This window comes from Shimia sp. SK013 (assembly GCF_001292625.1).
In the GTDB taxonomy this organism is placed as follows: domain Bacteria; phylum Pseudomonadota; class Alphaproteobacteria; order Rhodobacterales; family Rhodobacteraceae; genus Shimia.
In genome coordinates this window covers 562539-585244 of sequence record NZ_LAJH01000009.1, presented here as the reverse complement: position 1 = coordinate 585244, position 22706 = coordinate 562539, and the positions used below count along the sequence as shown (strand labels likewise).

At 58.0% G+C, this 22706-nt stretch carries 20 protein-coding genes; 8 read left to right on the top strand and 12 right to left on the bottom strand.

The window, feature by feature from the left end:
• Positions 1-51: 51 nt before the first annotated feature.
• From SHIM_RS05340 to SHIM_RS05320, 4 genes are all read right to left on the bottom strand, one after another.
• Positions 52-1365, bottom strand: a complete 1314-nt coding sequence (locus tag SHIM_RS05340) for a pyruvate dehydrogenase complex dihydrolipoamide acetyltransferase (protein WP_054001552.1) — start codon at positions 1363-1365, stop codon at positions 52-54.
• Positions 1366-1659: 294 nt separating this feature from the next.
• On the bottom strand, positions 1660-3036 hold the full coding sequence (locus SHIM_RS05330; protein ID WP_054001550.1) for a pyruvate dehydrogenase complex E1 component subunit beta: 1377 nt from the start codon (positions 3034-3036) through the stop codon (positions 1660-1662).
• 18 nt (positions 3037-3054) lie between these two features.
• Positions 3055-4044, bottom strand: a complete 990-nt coding sequence (pdhA, locus tag SHIM_RS05325) for a pyruvate dehydrogenase (acetyl-transferring) E1 component subunit alpha (protein ID WP_054001549.1) — start codon at positions 4042-4044, stop codon at positions 3055-3057.
• Positions 4045-4158: 114 nt separating this feature from the next.
• Positions 4159-4461, bottom strand: coding sequence for an FtsB family cell division protein (locus SHIM_RS05320; RefSeq protein ID WP_054001548.1), 303 nt, complete (start codon positions 4459-4461; stop codon positions 4159-4161).
• Between the two features lie 170 nt (positions 4462-4631).
• Here SHIM_RS05320 and SHIM_RS05315 point away from each other — a divergent pair, with 170 nt between their 5' ends.
• Positions 4632-6254, top strand: a complete 1623-nt coding sequence (locus SHIM_RS05315; protein WP_054001547.1) for an acyl-CoA dehydrogenase family protein — start codon at positions 4632-4634, stop codon at positions 6252-6254.
• A 255-nt stretch (positions 6255-6509) separates the two neighbouring features.
• Here the strand turns inward: SHIM_RS05315 and SHIM_RS05310 are convergent, their stop codons facing one another.
• Together SHIM_RS05310 and SHIM_RS05305 are read right to left on the bottom strand one after the other, a co-directional pair.
• Positions 6510-7403, bottom strand: a complete 894-nt coding sequence (locus tag SHIM_RS05310; protein ID WP_054001546.1) for a fructose bisphosphate aldolase — start codon at positions 7401-7403, stop codon at positions 6510-6512.
• 160 nt (positions 7404-7563) lie between these two features.
• A complete protein-coding gene (locus tag SHIM_RS05305) occupies positions 7564-8754 on the bottom strand; it encodes a phosphoglycerate kinase (RefSeq protein ID WP_054001545.1) in 1191 nt (396 codons plus the stop codon).
• Between the two features lie 126 nt (positions 8755-8880).
• Here SHIM_RS05305 and SHIM_RS05300 point away from each other — a divergent pair, with 126 nt between their 5' ends.
• From SHIM_RS05300 to SHIM_RS05280, 5 genes are all read left to right on the top strand, one after another.
• Positions 8881-9393, top strand: a complete 513-nt coding sequence (locus SHIM_RS05300) for a peptidylprolyl isomerase (protein WP_054001544.1) — start codon at positions 8881-8883, stop codon at positions 9391-9393.
• A complete protein-coding gene (locus SHIM_RS05295) occupies positions 9386-9931 on the top strand; it encodes a peptidylprolyl isomerase (RefSeq protein ID WP_054001997.1) in 546 nt (181 codons plus the stop codon). Before SHIM_RS05300 ends, SHIM_RS05295 begins: the two co-directional genes overlap by 8 nt.
• Positions 9932-10069: 138 nt before the next feature.
• Complete coding sequence (locus SHIM_RS05290; RefSeq protein WP_082358284.1) at positions 10070-11056, top strand: DUF3179 domain-containing protein; 987 nt, start codon at positions 10070-10072, stop codon at positions 11054-11056.
• Positions 11057-11140: 84 nt separating this feature from the next.
• Complete coding sequence (locus tag SHIM_RS05285) at positions 11141-11518, top strand: hypothetical protein (protein ID WP_054001543.1); 378 nt, start codon at positions 11141-11143, stop codon at positions 11516-11518.
• Positions 11511-12737, top strand: coding sequence for an HlyD family secretion protein (locus SHIM_RS05280; RefSeq protein WP_054001542.1), 1227 nt, complete (start codon positions 11511-11513; stop codon positions 12735-12737). The genes SHIM_RS05285 and SHIM_RS05280 overlap by 8 nt, the downstream gene beginning before the upstream one ends.
• On the opposite strand, the gene SHIM_RS05275 is transcribed toward SHIM_RS05280, so the two are convergent.
• From SHIM_RS05275 to SHIM_RS05250, 6 genes are all read right to left on the bottom strand, one after another.
• A complete protein-coding gene (locus SHIM_RS05275) occupies positions 12734-13936 on the bottom strand; it encodes an ATP-grasp domain-containing protein (protein WP_054001541.1) in 1203 nt (400 codons plus the stop codon). The two genes, SHIM_RS05280 and SHIM_RS05275, sit on opposite strands and share 4 nt — an antisense overlap.
• Before the next feature lie 148 nt (positions 13937-14084).
• Positions 14085-14774 (bottom strand): aquaporin Z, encoded by a 690-nt coding sequence (aqpZ, locus tag SHIM_RS05270; RefSeq protein WP_054001540.1) that lies wholly within the window; start codon positions 14772-14774, stop codon positions 14085-14087.
• Positions 14775-14938: 164 nt separating this feature from the next.
• On the bottom strand, positions 14939-15463 hold the full coding sequence (locus SHIM_RS05265) for a bactofilin family protein (RefSeq protein ID WP_054001539.1): 525 nt from the start codon (positions 15461-15463) through the stop codon (positions 14939-14941).
• Positions 15453-16766 (bottom strand): M23 family metallopeptidase, encoded by a 1314-nt coding sequence (locus SHIM_RS05260; RefSeq protein WP_193749860.1) that lies wholly within the window; start codon positions 16764-16766, stop codon positions 15453-15455. The genes SHIM_RS05265 and SHIM_RS05260 overlap by 11 nt, the downstream gene beginning before the upstream one ends.
• A gap of 177 nt (positions 16767-16943) precedes the next feature.
• Positions 16944-17774, bottom strand: coding sequence for a ferritin-like domain-containing protein (locus SHIM_RS05255; RefSeq protein ID WP_241488795.1), 831 nt, complete (start codon positions 17772-17774; stop codon positions 16944-16946).
• A 12-nt stretch (positions 17775-17786) separates the two neighbouring features.
• Positions 17787-18248, bottom strand: coding sequence for a peroxiredoxin (locus SHIM_RS05250; RefSeq protein WP_054001537.1), 462 nt, complete (start codon positions 18246-18248; stop codon positions 17787-17789).
• 128 nt (positions 18249-18376) lie between these two features.
• Between SHIM_RS05250 and SHIM_RS05245 the strand changes: the two genes are divergently transcribed.
• Both SHIM_RS05245 and queA read left to right on the top strand, forming a co-directional pair.
• Positions 18377-21640: a hypothetical protein gene (locus SHIM_RS05245; RefSeq protein ID WP_152926455.1), complete on the top strand. Its 3264-nt coding sequence runs from the start codon at positions 18377-18379 to the stop codon at positions 21638-21640.
• Positions 21641-21645: 5 nt separating this feature from the next.
• A complete protein-coding gene (gene queA, locus SHIM_RS05240; RefSeq protein WP_054001535.1) occupies positions 21646-22692 on the top strand; it encodes a tRNA preQ1(34) S-adenosylmethionine ribosyltransferase-isomerase QueA in 1047 nt (348 codons plus the stop codon).
• The last annotated feature ends 14 nt before the right edge of the window (positions 22693-22706 follow it).

The window sequence follows — 22706 nt, the reverse complement described above, 5'->3', positions numbered from 1 at the left end:
CAGGGATCAAGGACCGGCAATGCCGGTCCTTTTTTGCGTTTTTGACCTTGATTAGGCCAACATAGCCATCGGGTTTTCCAAATTGTCGACAATGGCTTGCAAGAGCTGTGCACCCAAGGCACCATCGATCACGCGGTGATCAACCGACAATGTCACAGACATGACAGTCGCGACCTCAATCTGACCGCCTTCACCAACAACGGGTTTCTTGGCTCCTGCACCAACCGCAAGAATGGCGCCGTGCGGCGGGTTGATTACGGCGTCGAAATTATCGATCCCGAACATGCCAAGGTTGGAAATAGCAAAACTGCCGCCTTGATATTCGTGAGGCGCAAGTTTGCGGTCACGCGCGCGGGCGGCGAGGTCTTTCATCTCCGCGGAGAGCGTCGAAAGAGATTTGGCATCTGAATCGCGTATCACAGGAGTGAACAATCCGCCTTCGATGGCCACGGCGACCGCGACATCTGAAGGTTTCAGGCGCAAGATGCGGTCATTGGCCCAAACCGCGTTGGACTCGGGCACTTGTTGCAACGCAAGCGCGCAGGCCTTTATGATAAAGTCGTTCACCGACAGTTTCACACCACGCTTTTCCAACTGACCATTCAGCTGTGCTCGGAAGGACAAAAGGGCGTCCAGTTGGATATCACGGCGCAGATAAAAATGCGGGATCGATTGTTTGGCTTCGGTCAGGCGTGCTGCAATGGTTTTTCGCATGCCGTCCAGGGCGACTTCTTCGGTTTCGCGGTCTTCATACATGCGCAGCACGGTGTCTGTGGCTGGTCCGGATGCCAAAGCTGCTGCTTGGGCGCTTGCCGCGCCGCTTGGCACCGGTTTCATTTGCACTGCAGGTGATGAGGCCGTGGTGCCTTCCACATCTGCTTTGACAATGCGACCTCGCGGGCCGGAGCCTGTGACCAAGGCAAGGTCTATGCCCTTGTCGGCGGCGATGCGCCGCGCGAGGGGTGACGCAAAAATGCGCGCGCCGTCCGCAGACATAGGCGCGCTTGGAGCTGGGGCAGGCGCGTCGGAGCCCCCTGCGGGAGCCGCCTCCTTGCCAGAGTCAGCGGCCGGGGCCGCTTGCGGCGCCGTCGTCGGCGTGGCGCCAATGTCGTCTGCCGTTTCACCGTCTGTCAGCAGGACGGCGATGGGCGAGTTGACCGCAACGCCTTCGCTGCCTTCGGCGACGAGGATCTTACCGATAACGCCTTCGTCCACGGCTTCGAATTCCATGGTCGCCTTGTCAGTTTCGATCTCGGCAATCAGGTCGCCAGAGGAGATTTCGTCGCCTTCTTTGACCAGCCATTTGGCCAGGGTGCCTTCTTCCATAGTGGGGGAGAGGGCGGGCATGAGGATTTCTGTGGGCATTGTGCTCAATCCTTCTCAATCACTCGAATGGTTGCATGGGGGTTTTCGCCGACAGCAATGCAATAAGTATGCGCGTCTTTGTGTGAATCTAGAAGATTCCTACGAACCAAACTGCCTTTTCGTCGATTCAGATAGCAGGCAATGGTCTCTTGGTCTGTCAAAGACGTTTTGGCCAAAAGACACTTGGTGGCTTGAATTGCATCCTGTTCACCCATTTGGTGAAAGGGAACCTCAAAAAGGCCTATTTCCTCAAGGCTCTGCATTATGCGTATTTCCCATACTTTTGCCATGATCTTACCGATAGGTCACTTGCTTCACCGCCGCGACGACTTCATCCGTGGTCACCAGCGCCAGTTTTTCGAGGTTGGCGGCGTAGGGCATGGGCACGTCTTTGCCAGCGCAGTTGATCACCGGTGCGTCTAGGTAATCAAAAGCGCGTTGCATGATCGTGGCCGAAAGATGGTTGCCTATGGAGCCAACAGGGAAGCCTTCTTCGACGGTTACGCAGCGGTTGGTTTTCATCACCGACGCAATCACCGTGTCATAGTCGATCGGGCGCAGGGTACGAAGGTCGATGACTTCGGCGGAAATGCCGTCCTCGGCGAGTTTGTCTGCGGCTTCGAGCGCATATTGCATACCGATGCCAAAGCTGACGATGGTCACATCGCTGCCTTCGCGCCAGATGCGAGCCTTGCCAAAGGGGATGGTGAAGTCGTCGATGGCTGGCACCTCAAAGCTGCGGCCATAGAGAATTTCGTTTTCGAGGAAAATCACCGGGTTGGGATCGCGAATTGCCGATTTCAACAGGCCTTTGGCATCCGCCGCCGAGTAGGGCATCGCGACCTTGAGGCCGGGGATCTGGGCATACCAAGCGGCAAAGTCGTGGCTGTGCTGCGCCCCAACGCGGGCGGCGGCGCCATTGGGGCCGCGAAATACCATCGGGGCGCCCATTTGACCGCCGGACATATAGAGCGTTTTGGCGGCCGAATTGATAATTTGGTCAATGGCTTGCATGGCGAAGTTGAATGTCATGAATTCGACAATCGGGTTCAGACCGCCAAAGGCCGCGCCAACGGCGATGCCCGCAAACCCGTGTTCGGTAATCGGTGTGTCGATGATGCGTTTGGCGCCAAACTCATCCAGCAAACCTTGACTGACTTTGTAGGCGCCCTGATATTCGGCGACCTCTTCACCCATGAGGTACACAGATTCATTGGCGCGCATTTCTTCGGCCATGGCATCGCGCAACGCTTCCCGCACTGTCGATGTTTTCATAGGTGTGCCTTCGGGCCAGTCAGGCGACAGATCCGGCTTTGGTGCTTCGGGCGGTGCTGCGCGGGCAGGAGCGGCCGCCTCGGAGCCTCCGGTGGAGGCCGTCTTGGTACCCGCGTTGGCTGCGGGCGCAGCCTCCAAGGCACTCACGTCTTCGCCTTCCTCGGCCAAAATGGCGATGGCGGTGTTTACAGCCACACCCTCGCTGCCCTCAGCTACGAGTATCTTGCCGATGACGCCTTCGTCCACGGCTTCGAATTCCATAGTCGCCTTGTCGGTTTCGATTTCGGCAAGGATATCGCCGGATTTCACTGTGTCGCCTTCTTTGACCAACCATTTGGCCAGAGTGCCTTCTTCCATGGTTGGGGAGAGGGCGGGCATAAGAATTTCAGTAGCCATAAATTTGTCCTCTCGTCCTTAAGCGTAAATGTCTGTCCACAGTTCTGCCTCGTCAGGCAGGGGACTTTCTTTGGCAAATTCAGCACTGGCATTGACGATGGCTTTGATGTCCTTGTCGATAGCCTTCAGGTCATCCTCGGACGCATGTTTGCCGGTCAACAGAAGCTGGCGCACGTTTTCGATAGGATCACGTTCCTCGCGCATTTTCTGCACCTCTTCGCGGGTGCGGTATTTGGCGGGATCCGACATTGAGTGACCACGGTAGCGGTAGGTTTTGATTTCTAGGATATAGGGGCCTTTGCCAGAACGGCAGTGTTTAACGGCGCGTTCACTGGCATCCTTGACCGCGAGAACATCCATGCCGTCGACCATTTCGCCGGGAATTCCAAAGGCTTCGCCGCGTTTGTAGATGTCTTGTGACGAGGTGGAGCGGGCTTGCGCTGTGCCCATGGCGTATTGGTTGTTTTCAATCACGAAGATACAGGGCAAGTCCCACAACGCCGCCATGTTGAAGGTCTCATAGACCTGGCCCTGGTTCGCGGCGCCGTCGCCAAAATAGGTGAAGGTCACACGGCCATTGCCGTTGTATTTGTCAGCAAAAGCCAACCCGGCGCCGAGCGGCACTTGCGCGCCCACAATGCCGTGGCCGCCGTAGAAATGTTTCTCCTTGGAGAACATATGCATCGAGCCGCCCTTGCCTTTGGAGTAGCCACCCGCGCGGCCGGTGAGTTCGGCCATCACGCCATTGGCATCCATGCCACAGGCCAGCATATGGCCGTGGTCACGGTAGGAGGTGATGCGTTTGTCCCCATCTTCTGTGGCGGATTCCAATCCCACAACAACAGCTTCTTGGCCGATGTAGAGGTGGCAAAAACCGCCGATCAGGCCCATGCCGTAAAGTTGGCCAGCCTTTTCCTCAAAACGACGGATCAACAACATGTCGCGGTAGAACCGGGTCAGTTCTTCACCAGACACATTGGATTTGGTGGTTGCGCGCTTGGCAGCCATGACACTCCTCCCAGGCAGATAGTTTAGCCTTAAACTAGCTTGACCAAAAGCCTAGCGGAATGCCCCTTGTGTGGCGAGAGGAAAAAATGTTTTAGGTCAGCGGGATGCGCAAAATCAGCGAATGACGATTTCGTCAGCGCGCAAAAGGCCGAGAACGTCGCGGGCCTGTTGGTCGAGCAAATCCAGATCAAGATAAATGTCGGACAAGCGGCGCGTAAGGTTTTCCATGCGCGCAACTTCGGCCTGCAGAACCGCCAGTTCGGTCTCAAGTTGACCCTTGGCTGCAGCTATTTCGACGCGCCGAAACAGACCGAAGTCTCCCTGCACCGCGGCAAAAATAAAGTAGGTCGAGACAGCAAACGCCAGCCCGAAAAATACAAGCGCACCAAGGGCGGGACGTGATTTTTTTGCTGTCATTTCTGCCTCTTATGCGCCTCTGTTTGAGCGCTTTTGATGGACTATACCCGAAGGGATTCGCCCTGTGAATCCCTTATCGTCACGAAACGTCAAATAAGTAATGACGTGACGGTAGAGTTGGCAGGTCGATTTGGGGGCTGCAGGTTTGGCCCAATCGGGAGGAGTGTAGAATGAATTCAGAACCTGTTTCGCGGCTTGGCACGCATGATGTTTTTAACCAACCAGAGCCCAAGCGGGCCAAGGATTATTGGAGGATGGATCGCGCTGTTCAGGAGCATGCCGAGGCCGCAGGAGCGCGGACATCGCACCTCGCGCAGGTTGGGGCCGCTTGGGGCGGCGAGACGCTTCAGCAGGCGGCTGAGGACGCGCGGAGGGATTTGCCTAGGCTGAAGCTGTTTGATCGCTCGGGGCGGCGTGTGGACGAGGTCGAATTTCATCCTGGCTATCATGCGTTGATGGCTGCGGGGCTAGAGGCGGGGTATGCGTCTGTCGCTTGGGATGATCAGGCAGGCGGGCATGCGACCCATGCGGCGTTGGTCTATTATCAAGCGCAGTTGGAGCCGGGCGTGGCGTGCCCCTTGACCATGACCTACGCAGCGGTGCCGGCATTGGCGGCGGCACCTGAGTTGGACAAGTTATGGACTCCGCGTTTGACATCAGGGGCTTATGACCCGTCTCTCAAGCCAATCGAGGCAAAGCTTGGCGCCACTTTGGGCATGGCGATGACGGAAAAACAAGGCGGGTCAGACGTGCGCGCCAACACAACAGTGGCGCATCGGGATGGGGACCATTATCGCCTGCGTGGGCACAAATGGTTCTGTTCGGCGCCGATGTGTGACGGGTTTTTGACCCTTGCGCAGACAGACGCGGGGTTGACGTGTTTTCTGGTCCCGCGATGGCTGGACGGTGAGCGAAATAGTATGCGCCTTCAACGGCTTAAGACCAAGTTGGGCAATCAGGCAAATGCCAGTTCCGAGATCGAATATCATGATGCCTTGGCCTATCGCGTTGGTGATGAAGGCGCGGGTGTGCGCACGATTATCGAGATGGTGCATCACACGCGGCTGGACACGGTTCTGGCGCCTGCGGGGCTGATGCGGGCGGCTTTGGCAGAGGCGCATTGGTGGGTGAATGGCCGGTCTGTCTTCCAGAAAAGACTGATAGATCAGCCGCTTATGCGCTCGGTTCTCGCAGATCTTGCGGTTGACACCGAGGCCGCGTTGTCCGTCGGAATGATGCTGGCGGCGGCTTTTGATCGGGACGATGACGAGAGCCGCGCCTTTGCGCGTATCGGTGTGGCATTGGCGAAGTATCTTAACAACAAGCGGTGTATCGGTGTGATCGCTGAGGCGATGGAGGTGCTGGGTGGCATGGGCTACATTGAAGAGACGCCGATGCCGATGATTTACCGCGAGGCGCCGCTCAATGGCATCTGGGAAGGATCCGGAAATGTCATTTGTTTGGATGTACTTAGAGCGTTGATGCGGGAACCTGCGGCGGGTGAGGCTTTGATGAATGTGCTGCACTCCGTGGTCGGGTCCGACGCGCGGTACGATGCTGCTTTGCAGGCCCATACCGCGCGCTGGCCGCGCCTTCCGGCGGAGGCTGAGGCACGGTGGTTCACAGAAAGCCTGGCCAATTTGCTGACCGCAGCGAGCCTGATCAAAGCGGCGCCGTCGGCCGTGGCCGAGGGGTTTGTGACGTCTCGTGTTGTTGGTGATCGGGGCAGTTTTTCTGGCGCGGTTTCGGGGCTGCAAGTGGACGACATTTTGGCGCGTTTGGCGGTCGGTTAACCTTTGGAGACGCGGCTTTGGGCCTGTCGGTAATACGTCGGTATCACGGCTGCATCGCGTCGGTGCGGTTTCTCAAGGTTCTGTTTTGGCACAGTGTTAAGGCGGCGGTCGTTGGTGCGGATAGATTATTGAACCGTGAACACCCTGCGCGGAGAGTTCACGGTTTCCTAACCCTGTTTCCAAACACGCTTTGTGCAAATGGAAAGGCGCCCCAAAAATTGGAGCGCCTTTCATAGGTGCAGCAGATTGTCGGGATTAACCGGCGATCGAAGCCTGATAGATGCTGTCAATGGAGCCAGCAATTGTGTCGTTGAATTCGGCGTCAGACTGCTGCGTGCTCAGACCTTCGGTCAGGGCACGCGAGAAGCTGGCGATCATGCCGGTGTTCTTAGACAGTTTGGCGTTGGCGTCGTTGCGGGAATAGCCGCCGGACAGAGCCACCACTTTCATCACGCGGGGATGGTCCACGAGCGATTTATACTGGTTGGCTGTGTTGGGCAGCGTCAGTTTCAGCATGACTTGCTGGTCAGCTGGCAGGGCGTCCAGAGCGGCGGTCAGTTCCGCGAGAAGGATGTCCTCGGCTTCGGATTTGTCGGCGATGGAAATCGTCACTTCGGGCTCGATGATGGGCATCAGGCCGTGGGAGATGATCTGTTCACCCATCATGAATTGCTGTGCGACGATGGCGCGGATGCCACCGGTGTTGGCTGCGGAAATCACCGAGCGCATTTTGGTGCCGAACACGCCTTTGGCGGCGGCGCGTTCGCACAGCGTGTCGAGTTGCGGCATCGGCTTCATCAGCTGTACGCCGTTTTCTTCGGCCTCAAGACCTTTGTCGACTTTGAGGAAAGGCACGACGCCTTTTTCTTCCCACATGTAGGTCGGGGTTGGCTTGCCTGCGATGTCGCGGTCCATCGTCATTTCAAACAGGATCGCGCCAACAACTTTGTCGCCGCTAAAGGCAGGGGCCTCGGCGATGCGGGCGCGCATGCCGTGGATCAGGTCATACATTTCTGCATCCGAGCTGTAGGCATCGGCGGTGACGCCATAAAGACCCAAAGCTTTGGGGGTCGACCCGCCGCTTTGGTCAAGTGCTGCGATGAAGCCTTGTCCGGCGGAGATCTTTTGAGCTTGAGCTTCGTTTGACATGGGTAACCCCGTAAAATGGTTTTTAAGAAAGGCATTTAGCCCCTTTGCCCTGCGTCATAGATCAGCAGGGCAAGGGTTTCAATTATGGTGGCGCTAGCGAGATTTAATTTGAGTCTCGGCTTAATTGTTGCGCCAATTATGGTCAGTTTTCGGGCAGGTGTTAGCGGTTCAGAGCGGCCACACCGGGTAACTCTTTGCCTTCCATCCATTCCAGAAAGGCGCCACCGGCGGTGGAAATATAGGTGAAGTCGGCGGCCGCGCCGGACGCGTTGAGCGCAGCCACGGTGTCACCGCCACCTGCGACCGAGATCAGCGCGCCGGATTTGGTGAGCGCTGCGGCCTGAACTGCGGCGGCGTCTGTGGCGGCATTGAAAGGCTCGATTTCAAACGCCCCCATGGGACCGTTCCAGATCAGGGTTTTGCTGGCGTCAAACACCTTGGCAACTGCGGCTACGGTGGCCGGACCCGCATCAAGGATCATGGCGTCGGCCGGACAGGCATCGGCAGCCACGGTTTCGTTGGCGGCATTGGCGGCAAATTCGCGCGCCACAACCACGTCGGTTGGCAGCACGATGTTGCAACCGGCCGCCTTGGCCTTGGTCATGATCTCGGACGCGGTGTCGGTCATGTCATGTTCCGCCAGCGATTTTCCGACGTTGATGCCTTGGGCCGCAAGGAAGGTGTTGGCCATGCCGCCACCGATCACAAGATTGTCGACCTTGCCCACGAGATTGCCGAGCAGTTCGAGCTTGGTGGAGACTTTGGCGCCGCCAACCACGGCGGTCACGGGGCGGACGGGCGTGCCTAATGCGCCTTCAAGCGCAGAGAGCTCGGCCTGCATCAAGCGACCGGCACAGGATGGCAGGGCATGGGCGAGACCGCAGGTGGAGCTGTGGGCGCGGTGGGCGGCCGAGAAGGCGTCGTTGCAGAACACATCGCCAAGCGCGGCCATTTGCGCGGTCAGGTCGTCGTCGTTTTTGGTTTCGCCCGCGTGGTAGCGAGTGTTTTCCAGCAAGAGCACTTGGCCGTCCGCCATGGCGTTGATGGCGGCATCGGCGGCTGGGCCAACGCAATCGGCCGCAAACATCACGGTGGTGCCAAAAGCTGTTTCCAGCGCAGGGACCAGTTGTTGCAGCGACATCTCGGGGACGCGTTCGCCTTTGGGCCGGCCAAAGTGCGCCAGCAGGATTGGCTTGCCGCCCGCTTTGAGAATGTCGCGCACAGTGGGGACAATGCGGTCAATGCGGGTGGTGTCGCTCACCTCTCCGTCAGCGACGGGGACGTTGATATCAACGCGGGTGAGGACATTCTTGCCCGCAAGTTCCATCTGATCGAGGGTTTTCCAGGCCATTGGGTCTCTCCGCTTTAAAATATCTGGCTCTTTCCTAGCGCAATCAGGGCAGGGGTCAATGCGGTCTCTTGGCTTTCTGGCAAGCCGCGATTACCTTGCGGCCAAAGTTAGATAGTGGAGAGCCCAATGGCCGATATCAAAGACCCCAAAAACACCATCCTGATGGAACTCAAAGACGGCACTGTTGTCATCGAACTGATGGCGGATGTGGCGCCCGGTCACGCAGCGCGCATGAAAGAGCTGGCGCGGTCGGGTCAGTATGACAACGTGGCGTTTCACCGTGTGATTGACGGTTTCATGGCGCAGACGGGCGATGTGGCCAATGGCAACATGGAAAAAGATTTCAACCTGCGTATGGCAGGCACGGGTGGGTCTGACTTGCCGGATCTGGCCGCTGAATTTTCCAAGCTGCCGCATGATCGTGGCACTTTGGGTGCGGCGCGTAGCCAGAACCCCGACAGCGCGAATTCGCAGTTTTTCATCAACTTCAAAGACAACCATTTCCTGAACGGCCAATACACCGTTTATGGCCGCGTGATTTCCGGCATGGACCATGTGGATGCGATCATGAAGGGCGAGCCACCTGCGAACCCGGATCGTATGGTGTCGGTCAAGGTGGCTGCAGATGTTGATGCGTAATCTGGTTGCAGCCTTTGCTCTGATGGCGGCGCCTGCGCTGGCCACGGAGATGACCATTGAGGTCGAAGGTTATTCCAACGGCACGATCACCATTGATCTGCTTGAGGATGTGGCGCCGAACCACGTTGAGCGTCTAAGTACGCTGGCCAATGAAGGGGCTTATGATGGCGTGGTGTTTCACCGCGTGATTGAAGGCTTTATGGCGCAGACTGGCGATGTGCAGTTTGGCAAGATGGGTATGGACATGCGTCGCGCGGGCACCGGCGGGTCAAGCTATCCTGATCTGGCTCAAGAGTTCTCGGATGAGAATTTTGATCGCGGCGTGGTTGGCATTGCGCGGTCGCAAAGCCCTGACAGTGCAAACTCGCAATTCTTCATTATGTTTGAAGAAGGCGCGTTCCTGAACGGTCAATACACTGTGGTTGGTCGCGTCACCGACGGCATGGACGTTGTGGACGCGATCAAACGCGGCCACCCGCGCACCGGAGCGGTGACGGGTCAGCCGGATGTGATGAAGAAAGTCACTGTATCTGAGTGATTGGATGCGGGTTCGATTGAAAAGGCCGGAGCAATGCTCCGGCCTTTTTTGTTGTAAAAACCCTGTCACAAGCGCGTGTGGGGGCTGGATTGGACACCATGTTTCGGCGCAGCCTGAGACCAGCGACAGGAGGACCCCATGCGTTTGACGTCTTTGAAGTGCCATGTGCTTGTGCTGGCCATAGCGGCTTTGGCTATGCCAATGGCCGCGCTGGCGGATCCGAATTTTTGGAAACATGAGTGGCCGGAGACGGATTTTAGCCGCACCTCTGTGCCGCATTGGGGAGAGGTTTTGTCTGGTGGGCCGCCAAAAGACGGCATTCCGGCGCTGTCTGATCCGGAGTTTATGCGTGTCGGTCAGGAAGGCAGAATTGGAGACACCGAACCTGTGGTCACGCTGGAGATCGCGGGCGCTGAGCCGCGGGCGTATCCGATCCGGTATCTGACATGGCATGAGATCGTGAACGATACGGTGGGCGGGGTGCCGGTGGCGGTGACGTTCTGTCCATTGTGCAATTCGGCAATGACCTTTGATCGTCGCGCCAAGGGCAAAACGCTGACATTTGGTGTGTCAGGCAAGCTGCGAAATTCGGACATGATAATGTATGACCGCGAGACCCAAAGCTGGTGGCAGCAGGCCATCGGCGAAGGCATTGTCGGGGAGATGAATGGCGTCAAGCTGGTCGCGTTGCCGACATGGATGGAAAGCTGGGCGCAGTTTAAAGACCGGCACCCTGACGGGTTGGTGATGGCTGAGCCTGCGTTTGGGCGGCGCTATGGGGCGAACCCTTATGTGAGTTATGACAGCTCATCGCGGCCGTTTCTTTATAATGGTGAGTTGCCGCCGCACAATATCCCGGCGCTGGAGCGCGTGGTGCGGGTAGGGGATCGGGCCTGGCCAATGACGCGATTGGCAGATGTCGGTTTGGTGCGCGAGGCGGACGTTGAAATCGAGTGGAAGGCTGGTCAGGCCAGCGCTTTGGATTCGACCACGATTGCCCGTGGACGCGACGTTGGCTCTATCCGGGTGCGCGACAAACAGGGGCGTGATGTGCCGCATGACGTGATGTTTGCCTTTGCGTTTCACGCCTTTTGGCCGGATGGGCAATGGATGTTGGGGCAATGACTTGGGTGATATTCAACTGAAACGTTGATTTTTAAGGGATTTTCAAGTGAACTGGGGCGAACGCGCCGTTTGATTGGAGGTCCGATGGACACTCACCTAACTGCTGAGGCAATGTCACATATGCCGTTCTGGGTCACGGGCCCGCTCCAAACCGATGGGTTTATGTGGGTCGTGGGATTAGTGCTTATCGGCGCTTTGGTCGGATTTGGAGCGCTCTACTTTACCATTCAATCGATACCGGATCGGATGGCCACGGGCATGCACAAGGTCCAGGGTCAACTGGTGAGCGTGCTCGGGCTGATCTCGCTTTTCACTATGAACAATGCGTTTTGGATTGTGGCTATTTTGATTGCCGCAGTGCCATTGCACGAGGTTTTTCCAAGTGCGAGGCTCAAGGATGCCCTGCCGGATGCGGCGGGTAAAGACGGTTTAAACATCGCAGAGGAGGTGGCTGATGCTTGAGCTGATCTTCTCCGCCCTTGTGACAATCCTGCCGGATTACCTGTACCGCCGATACCGCCAAGGCAAGCGGATGGGTCATGAAATAACCTTGTTTAATGTCTGGTATGAGCTTCGGTGGGGGCTGACCTCATGCGGGGTTCTGGCGATCGCGCTTATCACTGTGATTTTCCATTTTCATCCCACGGCGATCACGGTGCAGTCCCCGTTCCGGACCGTGAGTGTCCTGTCGGAGCGGGCCGGACGTGTGGCCGAGGTTTATGTGACAAACAACGCTGCGGTGGCTGAGGGTGACGCTTTGTTCCGGCTCGACACCAGTCGACAAGAGGCCGCCGCCGAGACCGCGCGGCGCAGTATTGCCGAAGTGGATGCGGCGTTGTTGCTGGGGCAGTCCGAGATTGCGGCCGCGCGTGGGCAATTTGACACCGCCGGAGCGGTTTTGGCGCAGGCCGAGGATGATTTGGCGCGACGAACAGAAATTGCCGAGCGCAACAATACGGTTGTCAGCGAACAGGAGTTGCAGCGTCTTGAGCGGGCAGTTTTGCAGGCCACAGGAGCACGGGACGCGGCGCTGGCCACATGGGATGCGGCGCGCACGCGGGTCAATGATGTTCTACCCGCCCAACGTCAGCGGGCGCTTGCACAGCTTGCGGAGGCGGAGACAGAAATCCAGCTGTCGACCGTATATGCCGAGGTCGCGGGGACGGTCACACAGTTTCTTCTCAAACCCGGAGATCTGGTCAATCCGATTTTGCGTCCCGCCGGTATCCTTGTGCCGGACGTCACCGGCCAGGGGCGGTTCGTGGCCTCGTTCAAGCAGATTTCTGCGCCTGTTCTGGTGCAGGGAATGCTGGTGGAAATTGCCTGTGCCTCCAAACCGATGGAGGTGATCCCAATGGTGATTGCAGAGCGGCAAGGCGTGATCGCAGGCGGGCAATTCCGTCCGGGGGATACGCTGGTGGACAGTCTGGATCGCCGCAGGCCGGGGACCGTAACGGTGTTTCTTGAGCCAGTGTTCAAAGGCCATACCGACGGTGTTTTGCCGGGGAGCCAATGCGTTGGCGTGGCCTATAGCAATCGCGGAATGGCGATTGAGGCGGGAGACATTCAAGGTTTTGGTGGTGTCGTGGCCAGCGTTGTCGACGGCATGGGCATTGCCAATGCGATCATCATGCGGGCGCAGGCAGTCTTGTTGCCGGTAAAAGCCTTGGTGTTTTCCTAGAGGGGACCGGCGGGTGTTGCCGCGGTTGCCGCGTTGGAGACCATGGTCTGAAATGCGGAAAACAGACGGCGCATGTGGCGGTCTTTGTAGGGAAAGATTTCCAGCGGTTCCATGTTGTGCACGATCAGCACGTTGTCGACCTCAAACACCACAAGGTTACCGTCTGTGTCCTCGGCGCAGTCGATGCCGAAATAGTCGAGTCCAAACGTGTCAGTGAGTTTGCGCAGGACCTTGGCGTGCCGTGTGCAGAAATCATCTTCAAAACTGTCCATGAACGCGGCTTCTTCATCGCGTTTGGCTTGTGATTTATCCATGTCGGCGTTCATATACCAGACGTCCCATCGGGCCGCGATGGCGAGGTGCGCAGGGAAGGGGTGACCGTCGATAAAAACCACCCGTTGTTTTCGAAAGAGACCGTCGGCGGGAGTCGCGTAGTCAAAGAATTCCGAAGCAAAGAAAAGGGTGTCGGGATGGCGTGACAGATAAGCGACCAGATCATCGGATGATGTGAGTTTTTCCAACCCAAGACCGGCGTGGGAGCCGTGCGGGCGAATGATGTTGGGGTAAACGCCGATGGGGGCGGCGTTTTGCGTGGGCAAATCAACCAGCTGGTCCTGGGTAAACCGTGCGGTTTTGGCGGTACGCAGGCCGATGGTGTCGCCCAGCAGCACAGGCAGAGCGTCGCGTGCGGGTTTGACCAGTTTTGGCGGCAGGTTCAGCACGGTTTTGCCGGTGTTTGCGGTCAGTGTGCGCACAGCGTCAAAGAAGGCGTCTGTCGTCAGGCTTTCAGAGCTGCCAGCGCAAAAGGCAACGTCGTGATCGGGCAGATCGGCGGGGGTGCTGTGGGGGGCTGGATAGAAGGTGATGACCTCGAATGCAGGCGAGTCGAGCAGAAATTCGATGGGCGTGTTCTTACCAAACGCCTTGGGTTCGGCAAAGACCAGAACACGGGTTTGCGGGGCGATCTGTCGGTTGATGGAGAAACTGCGGTGGCTTTGCAGCGCTTTGTCCTGAAAGTCGCGGCCAAGGGCGGCGTTGCCTTGCATTTGCGCAATGATGGAAAGGTCCATGAGCGCGCCGCTGGTGTTGGTGCCCTGCAACATCTGATCCAGACAGGATTGCTGTAGCGCAGACAGGTCTGCACCTGCGTAGGCCAATTTTGACAAATGGGCGAGGCCGAGTCTGACTTGCGGTTCCATTCTGGCTCCTGAGTTTTATGTCAGGATGGACATCGCAGTTTTTGGTTAATGAAGCGTGGATCAACGCGCGTAATGCACGCAGATCGCAGTTTATAGATGCGCCGCCTGACGCATCGGTAGGCGGCGCATGGATTGGAAAGACACGGTGTCAGTCTTCGGACCCGAGGGTCTTCCACAAAATGCCGCCGATGGCAGCGCCAAGCAGAGGAGCAACCCAGAAAAGCCAGAGCTGGGCCAAAGCCGGGCCGTCCGCAAAGAGCGCGACGCCAGTGGAGCGGGCGGGATTGACTGAGGTGTTGGTCACTGGAATCGAGATCAGGTGGATCAACGTCAGGCCAAGACCAATCGCGATCGGGGCAAAGCCCGCTGGTGCACCCTTGGAGGTTGCGCCCAGAATGATGAAGAGGAAGGCTGCCGAGAGCACGACTTCGATCACCAACGCGGATGTCATGGAGTAGCCACCCGGAGAGGCCGCACCATAGCCGTTGGAGGCAAAGCCACCGACGCCTGCGAAATCCGGGCCGCCAGAGACAATCACAAATAGGACAATCGCCGCCATAATGGCGCCCGTGACCTGCGCGCCCCAATAGGGGAGCAGATCTTTGGCTTCAAATTTGCCAGCCACCACAAGGCCAAGGCTTACCGCAGGATTGAAATGGCCGCCTGAAATGTGGCCCACCGCATAGGCCATTGTCAAAACTGTCAGGCCAAACGCAAGGCTAACGCCGAGCCAACCGATGCCGACATCTGCTACGCCAGCGGCAAGTACCGCGCTGCCGCAGCCGCCAAAGACCAGCCAGAATGTGCCGATAAATTCGGCGCCTAGTTTCTTAAACATGTTGTCCCTCCGAACACTTTAAAAGTGTCTTGAGTGTAGGCGCAAAATCAAAAAACGAGTAAGGGGAAGTTTTCCGCCCAGATGCCACAACATATGAGGCGAAGGGTCGGACATAAAAAAGGCGCCCTATTGGGCGCCTTTAAACGTGTGGATGTGAGGTGAAGTCAGTCTGCTTTGGCAGGCTTGGCCGCTGGCGCTGCGGCAGGTGCGGGGATCGCAGTTTTGCCGCCGTTGAGCGGATCGTCCTGACGCTGAACGGAGCCCTCAAAGTGGGCGCCGCTTTCGATGGCGATGGTCTTGTGGATAATGTCGCCTTCGACGCGGGCGGTCGAGGTCAGGCGCACTTTGAGGCCGCGCACGCGACCGACGATGCGGCCGTTGACCACAACATCATCCGCGATCACCTCGCCTTTGACGGTGGCGCTTTCGCCGACAGTCAGCAGGTGCGCGCGAATGTCGCCTTCGACGGTGCCTTCGACAACGATGTCACCGGTGGTGCGCATGTTACCCGATACGTGCAAATCGGAAGACAGTGTCGACGCCGGCGGTTTGGCCTTGGGCGCAGAACTGGATTTGAATTCGCTGGCTTTGGCCGGAGCGGGCGGAACGGCAGCGGTGTCTTTGGTTGCGGGGTTTGTCGCAGCGTCAGATTTCGGTGCGGGGTCGTTGATTTTGCTTTTAGAAAACATTCTGTCCAGCCTTGATAAAAGTCATCGGGTTTACAGCGCGGCCATTGACGCGCACTTCGTAGTGCAGATGCGTGCCGGTCGAGCGTCCAGAGTTGCCCATATCACCTATCACAGTGCCGCGCGAGACCCTTTGGCCTTCTTTTACGCGGATTCTTGCGAGGTGGGCATAGCGGGTTTCCACACCATTGGCATGTTTCACCTTGATAAGGCGGCCATATCCAGAGAGCCAGCCTGCGTGGCTCACAACTCCGTCAGCGGTGACGTGGATCGGGGTGCCATAAGGCGCGGCAAAGTCGGTGCCCTTGTGCATACGGCCCCAACGCATGCCAAAACCGGAGGTGTAGCGGAAGGACGATTGCAGCGGGTTGGCAAACGGCGCGGTTTCGGCGGCTATGCGGTACATGTTGAGTTGATCAAGCTGATCAATCAGGCGATTTGCACGCAGAGTTTCAGCGGTCAGCTCGCCGCCTTTGGTGGAAAAGCTGAGCGGCATCAAAGGGCCACCCTGACCGGAATAGCCGCGCCGCACTTCTTCCATAAGGGAGTCGGTGGACAGACCTGCGGAGGTGAACATCTTCTTGAGCGGTTCAACCGAGATCGTCATCGCGTCTTCGAGTTGGCGGAAGATCTGGTCGTTTTTCTCGTCCATCAGGGCCAGTTCGAGGCGCATTTCATCTGCCATGTTCAGCGCGGTCTGTGCGTCGCGGATCACCTGATCACGTTCGGCAGCCGTGTCTGCAAGGGCCTCGGAGATCACGTCGAGCATCTCGTTGCCCATGGGGGAGGCGCCAATCGCGGCGCTGGCGATTTCGGTGTTTGCCTGATCCAGCGCTTTGGCCTCGGCGCGGGCAACGTCACGTTCTTGCATCGTGCGGCGCAGAGTGGATTGAATCACCTCGACGCCGGTTTCCAGCTCTTTGCGCCGTATTTCGGAGGCAAGAAGCTGTGTTTGCATCTCTGAAATCTGTTCTAAAGCCGCATTGAACCGCTGTTGTGCGGCCAGCGCCTCGTCGGTGCGCGCGTCGCGTTCGTCCGACAGCGAATTCAGGCGCAGTTCATAGGTCTGTTGATCCCGGCGGGCCTGTTCGCGGAAATTGCCGGACCCGATGCTGTCCATCAGCAGGATCGCGGTGGCGATGATTGTCCAAGCAACAATGGCCGACCCACCAAAAAAGGCGAACAGTTGAGTTCCGGGTTTTAGGCGGATGAAACGCGTGTCTGTGTCAGAGCGCAGGAACAGGCGTCGTTCCGGAAAGAGGCGCTCCATCATCGCATGCATGCGGATGGCAAGTCGTGTTCTCACCTAATGTCTTCCTTATTCTACCCCATTAAGCGCTCTTTTGATCCGGCGCTTGCGCAAAGGGTTTAGCCAAATGGCGGGGATCGGGCAAGAATTTTGACCCAATTTGCCGCCAAGTAGGCGTCGAAGCGTGGTAATGCGCAAAAATCCGCCGATGAATTTGCTGCGATCCTTGGCGGCTCAGTGGGCGTAGGCGGGTGGATCCTGATCCGAAAGCGGCCAATAGAAATCCGGTGGCAATCCCGCGTCCGCGCGTTTTTCTTCGTTGAACGGCGGCTTGAGTGTGCTGTGGAAATAACGTTTCACCAGATCGTGGAATGTCGCCTTGGGGTCATAGCCGTGGCGGCCGCACAGGAAATTGAACCACTTGGAGCCGTAAGCCACGTGGGCAACTTCTTCGGCGTAGATGATGGCAAGAGCATCCAGGGTTTGCTGATCTTTGGCTTGCTGGAAGATCTTGATCATGCCCGGCGTTACATCCAGTCCGCGCGCCTCAAGCACCATGGGCACAACGGCCAGTCGCCCCAGAAGATCGTCTGCGGTGTCTTCGGCCGCGCGCCACATGCCCGCGTGCGCAGGCATGATCCCATAAAAGCTGTCCTTGGCTTCAAGACTGTCGCATATCAGGTTGAAATGTTTGGATTCTTCGTCTGCGGATTTGACCCAATCGTCATAAAATCCCAGCGGCATATCCACGTCGGTAAAGCGCGCAATGATGTCCCAATGCAGGTCAACGGCGTTCAGTTCGATGTGGCCCACCGCATGCAAAATAGCCAGACGGCCTTGTTCACTGCCGGGGCGGCGGCGGGGCACGTCACGCGGGTCAAGAAGCTCTGGTTTTTCAGGGCGAGACGGGCGCAGAGGTGGCTTGGTATCGCCCAGAGGCAAAGGTGATCCGGCGTCGCGGCTGGCAAACCACGTTGCGGCATGAGCATGCGAGAGCGCGGTTTTTTCGCGGCCGTCGGCGGTGGTCAGCACCTCGACGGCCATTTGGGACAAAGTTTTACTCATGCAGGCGGCTTATCAGAGCGTCTTGAGGGCTTCCAGCACCTCAGCGGCATGTCCGTCGACTTTCACCTTGGGCCAATGGCGGGCGATGTTGCCATCCCCGTCAATCAGGAAGGTTGAGCGCACGATGCCCATAAAGGTTTTGCCATACATCTTTTTTTCAGCCCACACGCCGAAATCTTCGCAGGTGGTGCCGTGTTCGTCAGACAAGAGCGGCACTGTCAGGTTTTGTTTGGCAATGAATTTGTCGTGGCTGGTCAGGCTGTCTTTGGAAATTCCGAAGACTTGCGCGCCTGCCGCTTCGAATTCAGGCAGCAATTCCGAGAAAGCGATTGATTCTTTGGTGCAGCCGGACGTGTTGTCGCGCGGGTAAAAAAACAGCACCACAGGCGCGGGTCGTAAGCCGGACAAGGTCACGTCGGCGCCGTGTGTTGAGGGCAGGGTGAAGTCGGGGGCGGTTTTGAGGGGCTCTGTCATGGTCTCACTTCTTGGGTCGGGCGTCGTTAGAGTATATAATCAATTACGGCGGGCAACCGATAACAGACCAACCTGAGGCAACAACCCTGACCGAACAGCCCGAAGATAAAGCGGCCGAGAGCAAACCTGTGCGCCGTGGTGTACGCAGAGCAAGGGGCTTTGGCCTTGTGGCGCTGGTGGCGGTGTTGTTGCCAGCGGCGGTTGTGGCGATTCTGTTTGTTGCCTTTTCCGGCAATCCGGTGGTGTTCCCTGAATGGGCGCGCGATCGGGTTGAGCGTCTGTTGGACGCTCAGCTGGCAAATGTAGATGTGCACCTTGATGACGTGTCGCTGGTGATCGAAGACAATTGGGATCCTCGTGTGCGGGTCAGCGGTCTGGAACTTTTGCCGGATGGGCGCGGGTCCGGCATCCGGTTTGATCAAGTCGATTTGCAGCTTGCGATGGCGCCGCTGACGGAGCGCCAGATTGCGCCGCGTCATCTGCGTATTGTCGGGGTGAGCCTGTCGGTGCTCAGAGGAAAAGACGGCGCGGTGGATGTATCGCTTGGGCAGGGCGACGGGGGTGTTCTTGGCGGGGAGGCGCGGTTTGCCAGCCTCGGCGAGGAAATCGAGGCGTTTCTTGCGCGGCCGGGCCTGAGGCATTTGCAGGACGTAGAGATAGAGGATGTCGCACTGCGCTATGAAGATGCGCTGAGCGGACGCGGGTGGAGCATTGATGGCGGCAGCATCAGCCTGAACCGCAAGGCTGACGACGTTTCAATTTCGGCGCAGGCTGCGCTTTTGGGCGCGCGCGGGTATGCCACCATTCTGGAAGCTTCACTGGCCACATCTTTTGACGACGGCACCGTGCAGGTTGCGCTCAAATTCGAGGACGCGCCGTCTGAGGAATTGGCAACTCAGATCGCGGCACTGAGTTGGCTGGAAGTGCTGCGCGCCCCCATTTCAGGCGCGGTCCGGGCCCGGATTGGCGCGGATGGTGTGTTGGGGCCGGTGGATGCCGCGTTGAGCGCCTCCGCCGGGTCTTTGCAGCCTCGCGATGCGGTCCGCCCAATCCCGTTTAAGAGCCTGCGCAGCTATTTGACTTATGACCCGAAAAGCCAGCGAATTGGGTTTGACGAATTGTCGGTGGACGCGGACTTGATAAGCGCCAGTGTCTCGGGGCAGGCGCTGTTGAGGGATTTTGAGGCCGGTGTTCCCAACACGCTTTTGGCGCAGCTGACGCTGAACACGTTTGAGGCCAATCCAAATGAGCTAAATGACGAAACCGTGGCGTTGGATCGGTCGTATGCCGATTTTCGATTGCAACTTGATCCCTTTGATCTTGAGCTGGGGCAGTTGGTGATCAATCAGGGCGACTTGCAAATGAGTTTGCAGGGTGCGTTAGAGGCCGCAGAGGACGGGTGGGCCTTTGCGCTGGACGGGCATATGAACGAGGTTCAACCCGAGCGGATTTTGTCGATCTGGCCGGAGCGGTTCAAACCAAAATTGCGGATTTGGATTGACGAGAATATTCACGCTGCGCGGTTGAGTGATATCAACCTCGCGTTGCGGTCGCGCGTTGCGCAACCACCTGATGTTTATGCGGATTTTCAGTTCCGTGATGCGGTCGTGAAGCCGGTCAAAACCATGCCACCGGTGCAGGGTGGGCGCGGTTTTGCCGTTTTGATGGATCATCAGTTCAGAGTGGGCGTGGAAGGCGGATATGTGGTTCCGGATCAGGGCGGTACGGTGGATGTGTCGGGGTCCAGTTTTGTGGTTCTGAATACCCGTCTCAAACAGTCGCCAGCACGGGCCGATGTGCGGGCGGTTGCCTCGATTACGGCGGCGGCGTCGCTGCTCAACCGCGCGCCTTTGAACATTTTTGACAACGCGAATTTGCCGGTCGATGTGGCCCAGGGCCGGGTCGAGGCCACGGGTGATTTGGCCTTCATAATGAAGGATAAGTTGCCTGTTGAAGAGGTCAAATTTGATGTGACGGGACGGCTGAAGATGGTGGAAAGCACCAAGCTTTTGCCTGGCAAGACGTTGCGCGGGACATTGGAGGTCAACGCCAACGATCAGGAGGTTGAGATCTTTGGCCCTGGGAGCATTGGAGCGGTGCCAGCTGTGGCGCGCTGGCACGCAAAACTGGGCAAACCCGGGCAAAGCGGTTCGGGAGAAAGCACGGTTTCCGGGCGGGTAGAGTTGAGCCAAAGCGTGGTGGATGAATTCAATATCGGATTACCACCGGGCACGCTGAATGGCTCGTCGGAGGCGGACTTCGCGTTGAGGTTTAGCAAAGGCGCCGCACCGACCCTGAGCCTGACGTCTGACATGAAAGATCTGGCAATCACCGCCGCGCCGTTGGGTTGGCGTAAGCCAAAGGGCCAAGCCGGAGCTTTGGCGGTGGAGATGACGTTGGGCAAAAGCCCAAAGGTAGACCGGATCAGCGTAGAAACCAGTGGATTGACCGCCCAAGGCTCGATTGCTCTCAAGAGCGATGGCGGGCTCGATGTGATTGATATTCCTAACTTTAAGGTGGGAAGTTGGTTATCGGGGGCTGCACGCTTGCGCGGACGCGGCGCAGCGATGCCAGCAGTGGAGATGCTTGGTGGGCGGTTCGATCTGGGTGCGATGCCAAATTTGGGCGGGGGCAGCGGTGCTGGGACCGGCGGTGGGCCGATCACAGGGCGTCTGGATGAGGTCGTCATTGCTAACAACATCGTTGTGAGCCAAACGCAGTTTTCGCTGAATTCGAGCGGCGGCATCAACGGTACATTTGCAGGGTTGCTTGGTGGAACGGCACCGTTGACCGGTAAGCTGGGACCCCACGCCAACGGCTCTGCTATCGAGGTGACGTCGTCCAATGCAGGTGCCGTCGTACAGGCGATGGGGCTGGTGCGGCAAGCAAGCGGCGGCAATTTGCTGCTGCGGTTGGAGCCGCGACAAGCCACGGGCGTTTATGACGGGGTGGTCGACATTGAAGACATCAAGATCCAAAGTTTGCCGGCCTTTGCGGAGCTTTTGAATGCGGTCAGTGTCGTTGGGCTGCTCGAACAACTCAATGGGCCGGGGCTTTTGTTTAACGACGTGCATTCCGTTTTTAAGTTGGCGCCGGGTGAGATCGTCATCGGTGAGGCCAGCGCTGTGGGCGCATCGATGGGACTTTCGGCGGACGGGCGATACCTGACGCAACAAGGCATGCTGGACATTCAAGGTGTGTTGTCGCCAATTTATGCGGTCAATGTGATCGGGCGGCCGATCTCAAAACGCGGAGAGGGGTTGATCGGCTTCACCTATCAACTTAAAGGGCCGGTCAAAGATCCGGTGATTTCGGTCAATCCGCTTTCGGCGCTGACACCGGGCTTTTTCCGAGGAATATTCCGGCGCGCACCGCCAGATTTGAGTAACTGAACACCATGCAGCTTTCCGATTTTGATTTTGACCTGCCTGACGGGTTGATTGCGACCCGGCCCGCCGAGCCGCGGTCATCCGCGCGTCTTTTGGTGAGCGAGGCCACCGGGATCACGGACGGAGTGGTCACTGACCTTGTTGACTGGTTGCAGCCAGGGGACCGACTGGTGCTGAACGACACCAAGGTGATACCTGCGCGGTTGATGGGGTATCGTGTGCGCCAAGGACCCGAGGGCGAGACGCAGGCGAAGATGGACGTGACATTGCTTGAGCCGCGTGCAGGCGGAGCTTGGGCCGCGCTTATCAAGCCGTTGAAGAAAATCCGCGAAGGCGAAGAGATCGTTTTCGGGGCAGGATTGACCGGACGGCTGGACAGCAAAGCCGACGGGCAGGGTGTGATTGTGTTTGATCTGCAGGGAGCGGATTTTGACGCGGCGTTGGAGCTGGCCGGAAATATGCCCTTGCCGCCTTATATCGCCGCCAAACGCGCGGCGGACGCGCGCGACAAAACGGATTATCAAACGGTTTGGGCAAAACACGCGGGCGCGGTGGCGGCGCCGACCGCGTCGCTGCATTTTGACAGGGCTCTGCTTGATGCGTTGAAGGTCAAGGGAATCGACGTCACCTATGTGACGCTGCATGTCGGGGCCGGAACGTTTTTGCCAGTTAAGGTCGAGAACGTTAAAGAGCATAAAATGCACGCAGAACGGGGGCAGGTTACGCCCGAGGCCGCTGCCGAGATCGCGGCCACAAAGGCGAATGGCGGGCGCGTCATTCCTGTGGGCACCACAGCATTGCGGCTGATTGAAAGTGCGGCCAAACAAGGCGCGATTGCACCATGGGAAGGCGCCACGGATATTTTCATCTATCCCGGTTTTGAGTTCCACGTGGCGGACGCGCTGATGACCAATTTCCACCTGCCGAAATCGACCCTGATGATGCTGGTGAGCGCATTGGTGGGGCAAGATCGCATCCGTGAGGTTTATGCCCATGCGGTGGCCGAGAAGTACCGGTTTTTCAGCTATGGCGATGCCTCTCTTCTGATCCCCTGATCACGGTGACCACA

Excerpts from the sequence above, each read along its gene's own strand:
- SHIM_RS05275 (WP_054001541.1), bottom strand. The coding sequence starts at position 13,936 with ATGGAACCGCAAGTCAGACTCGGCCTCGCCCATTTGTCAAAATTGGCC.
- SHIM_RS05315 (WP_054001547.1), top strand. The coding sequence starts at position 4,632 with ATGAATTCAGAACCTGTTTCGCGGCTTGGCACGCATGATGTTTTTAAC.
- SHIM_RS05320 (WP_054001548.1), bottom strand. The coding sequence starts at position 4,461 with ATGACAGCAAAAAAATCACGTCCCGCCCTTGGTGCGCTTGTATTTTTC.
- SHIM_RS05330 (WP_054001550.1), bottom strand. The coding sequence starts at position 3,036 with ATGGCTACTGAAATTCTTATGCCCGCCCTCTCCCCAACCATGGAAGAA.
- SHIM_RS05290 (WP_082358284.1), top strand. The coding sequence starts at position 10,070 with ATGCGTTTGACGTCTTTGAAGTGCCATGTGCTTGTGCTGGCCATAGCG.
- aqpZ (WP_054001540.1), bottom strand. The coding sequence starts at position 14,774 with ATGTTTAAGAAACTAGGCGCCGAATTTATCGGCACATTCTGGCTGGTC.
- SHIM_RS05300 (WP_054001544.1), top strand. The coding sequence starts at position 8,881 with ATGGCCGATATCAAAGACCCCAAAAACACCATCCTGATGGAACTCAAA.
- SHIM_RS05310 (WP_054001546.1), bottom strand. The coding sequence starts at position 7,403 with ATGTCAAACGAAGCTCAAGCTCAAAAGATCTCCGCCGGACAAGGCTTC.
- queA (WP_054001535.1), top strand. The coding sequence starts at position 21,646 with ATGCAGCTTTCCGATTTTGATTTTGACCTGCCTGACGGGTTGATTGCG.
- SHIM_RS05340 (WP_054001552.1), bottom strand. The coding sequence starts at position 1,365 with ATGCCCACAGAAATCCTCATGCCCGCCCTCTCCCCCACTATGGAAGAA.
- SHIM_RS05265 (WP_054001539.1), bottom strand. The coding sequence starts at position 15,463 with ATGTTTTCTAAAAGCAAAATCAACGACCCCGCACCGAAATCTGACGCT.
- SHIM_RS05295 (WP_054001997.1), top strand. The coding sequence starts at position 9,386 with ATGCGTAATCTGGTTGCAGCCTTTGCTCTGATGGCGGCGCCTGCGCTG.
- SHIM_RS05305 (WP_054001545.1), bottom strand. The coding sequence starts at position 8,754 with ATGGCCTGGAAAACCCTCGATCAGATGGAACTTGCGGGCAAGAATGTC.
- SHIM_RS05280 (WP_054001542.1), top strand. The coding sequence starts at position 11,511 with ATGCTTGAGCTGATCTTCTCCGCCCTTGTGACAATCCTGCCGGATTAC.
- pdhA (WP_054001549.1), bottom strand. The coding sequence starts at position 4,044 with ATGGCTGCCAAGCGCGCAACCACCAAATCCAATGTGTCTGGTGAAGAA.
- SHIM_RS05250 (WP_054001537.1), bottom strand. The coding sequence starts at position 18,248 with ATGACAGAGCCCCTCAAAACCGCCCCCGACTTCACCCTGCCCTCAACA.
- SHIM_RS05285 (WP_054001543.1), top strand. The coding sequence starts at position 11,141 with ATGGACACTCACCTAACTGCTGAGGCAATGTCACATATGCCGTTCTGG.
- SHIM_RS05255 (WP_241488795.1), bottom strand. The coding sequence starts at position 17,774 with ATGAGTAAAACTTTGTCCCAAATGGCCGTCGAGGTGCTGACCACCGCC.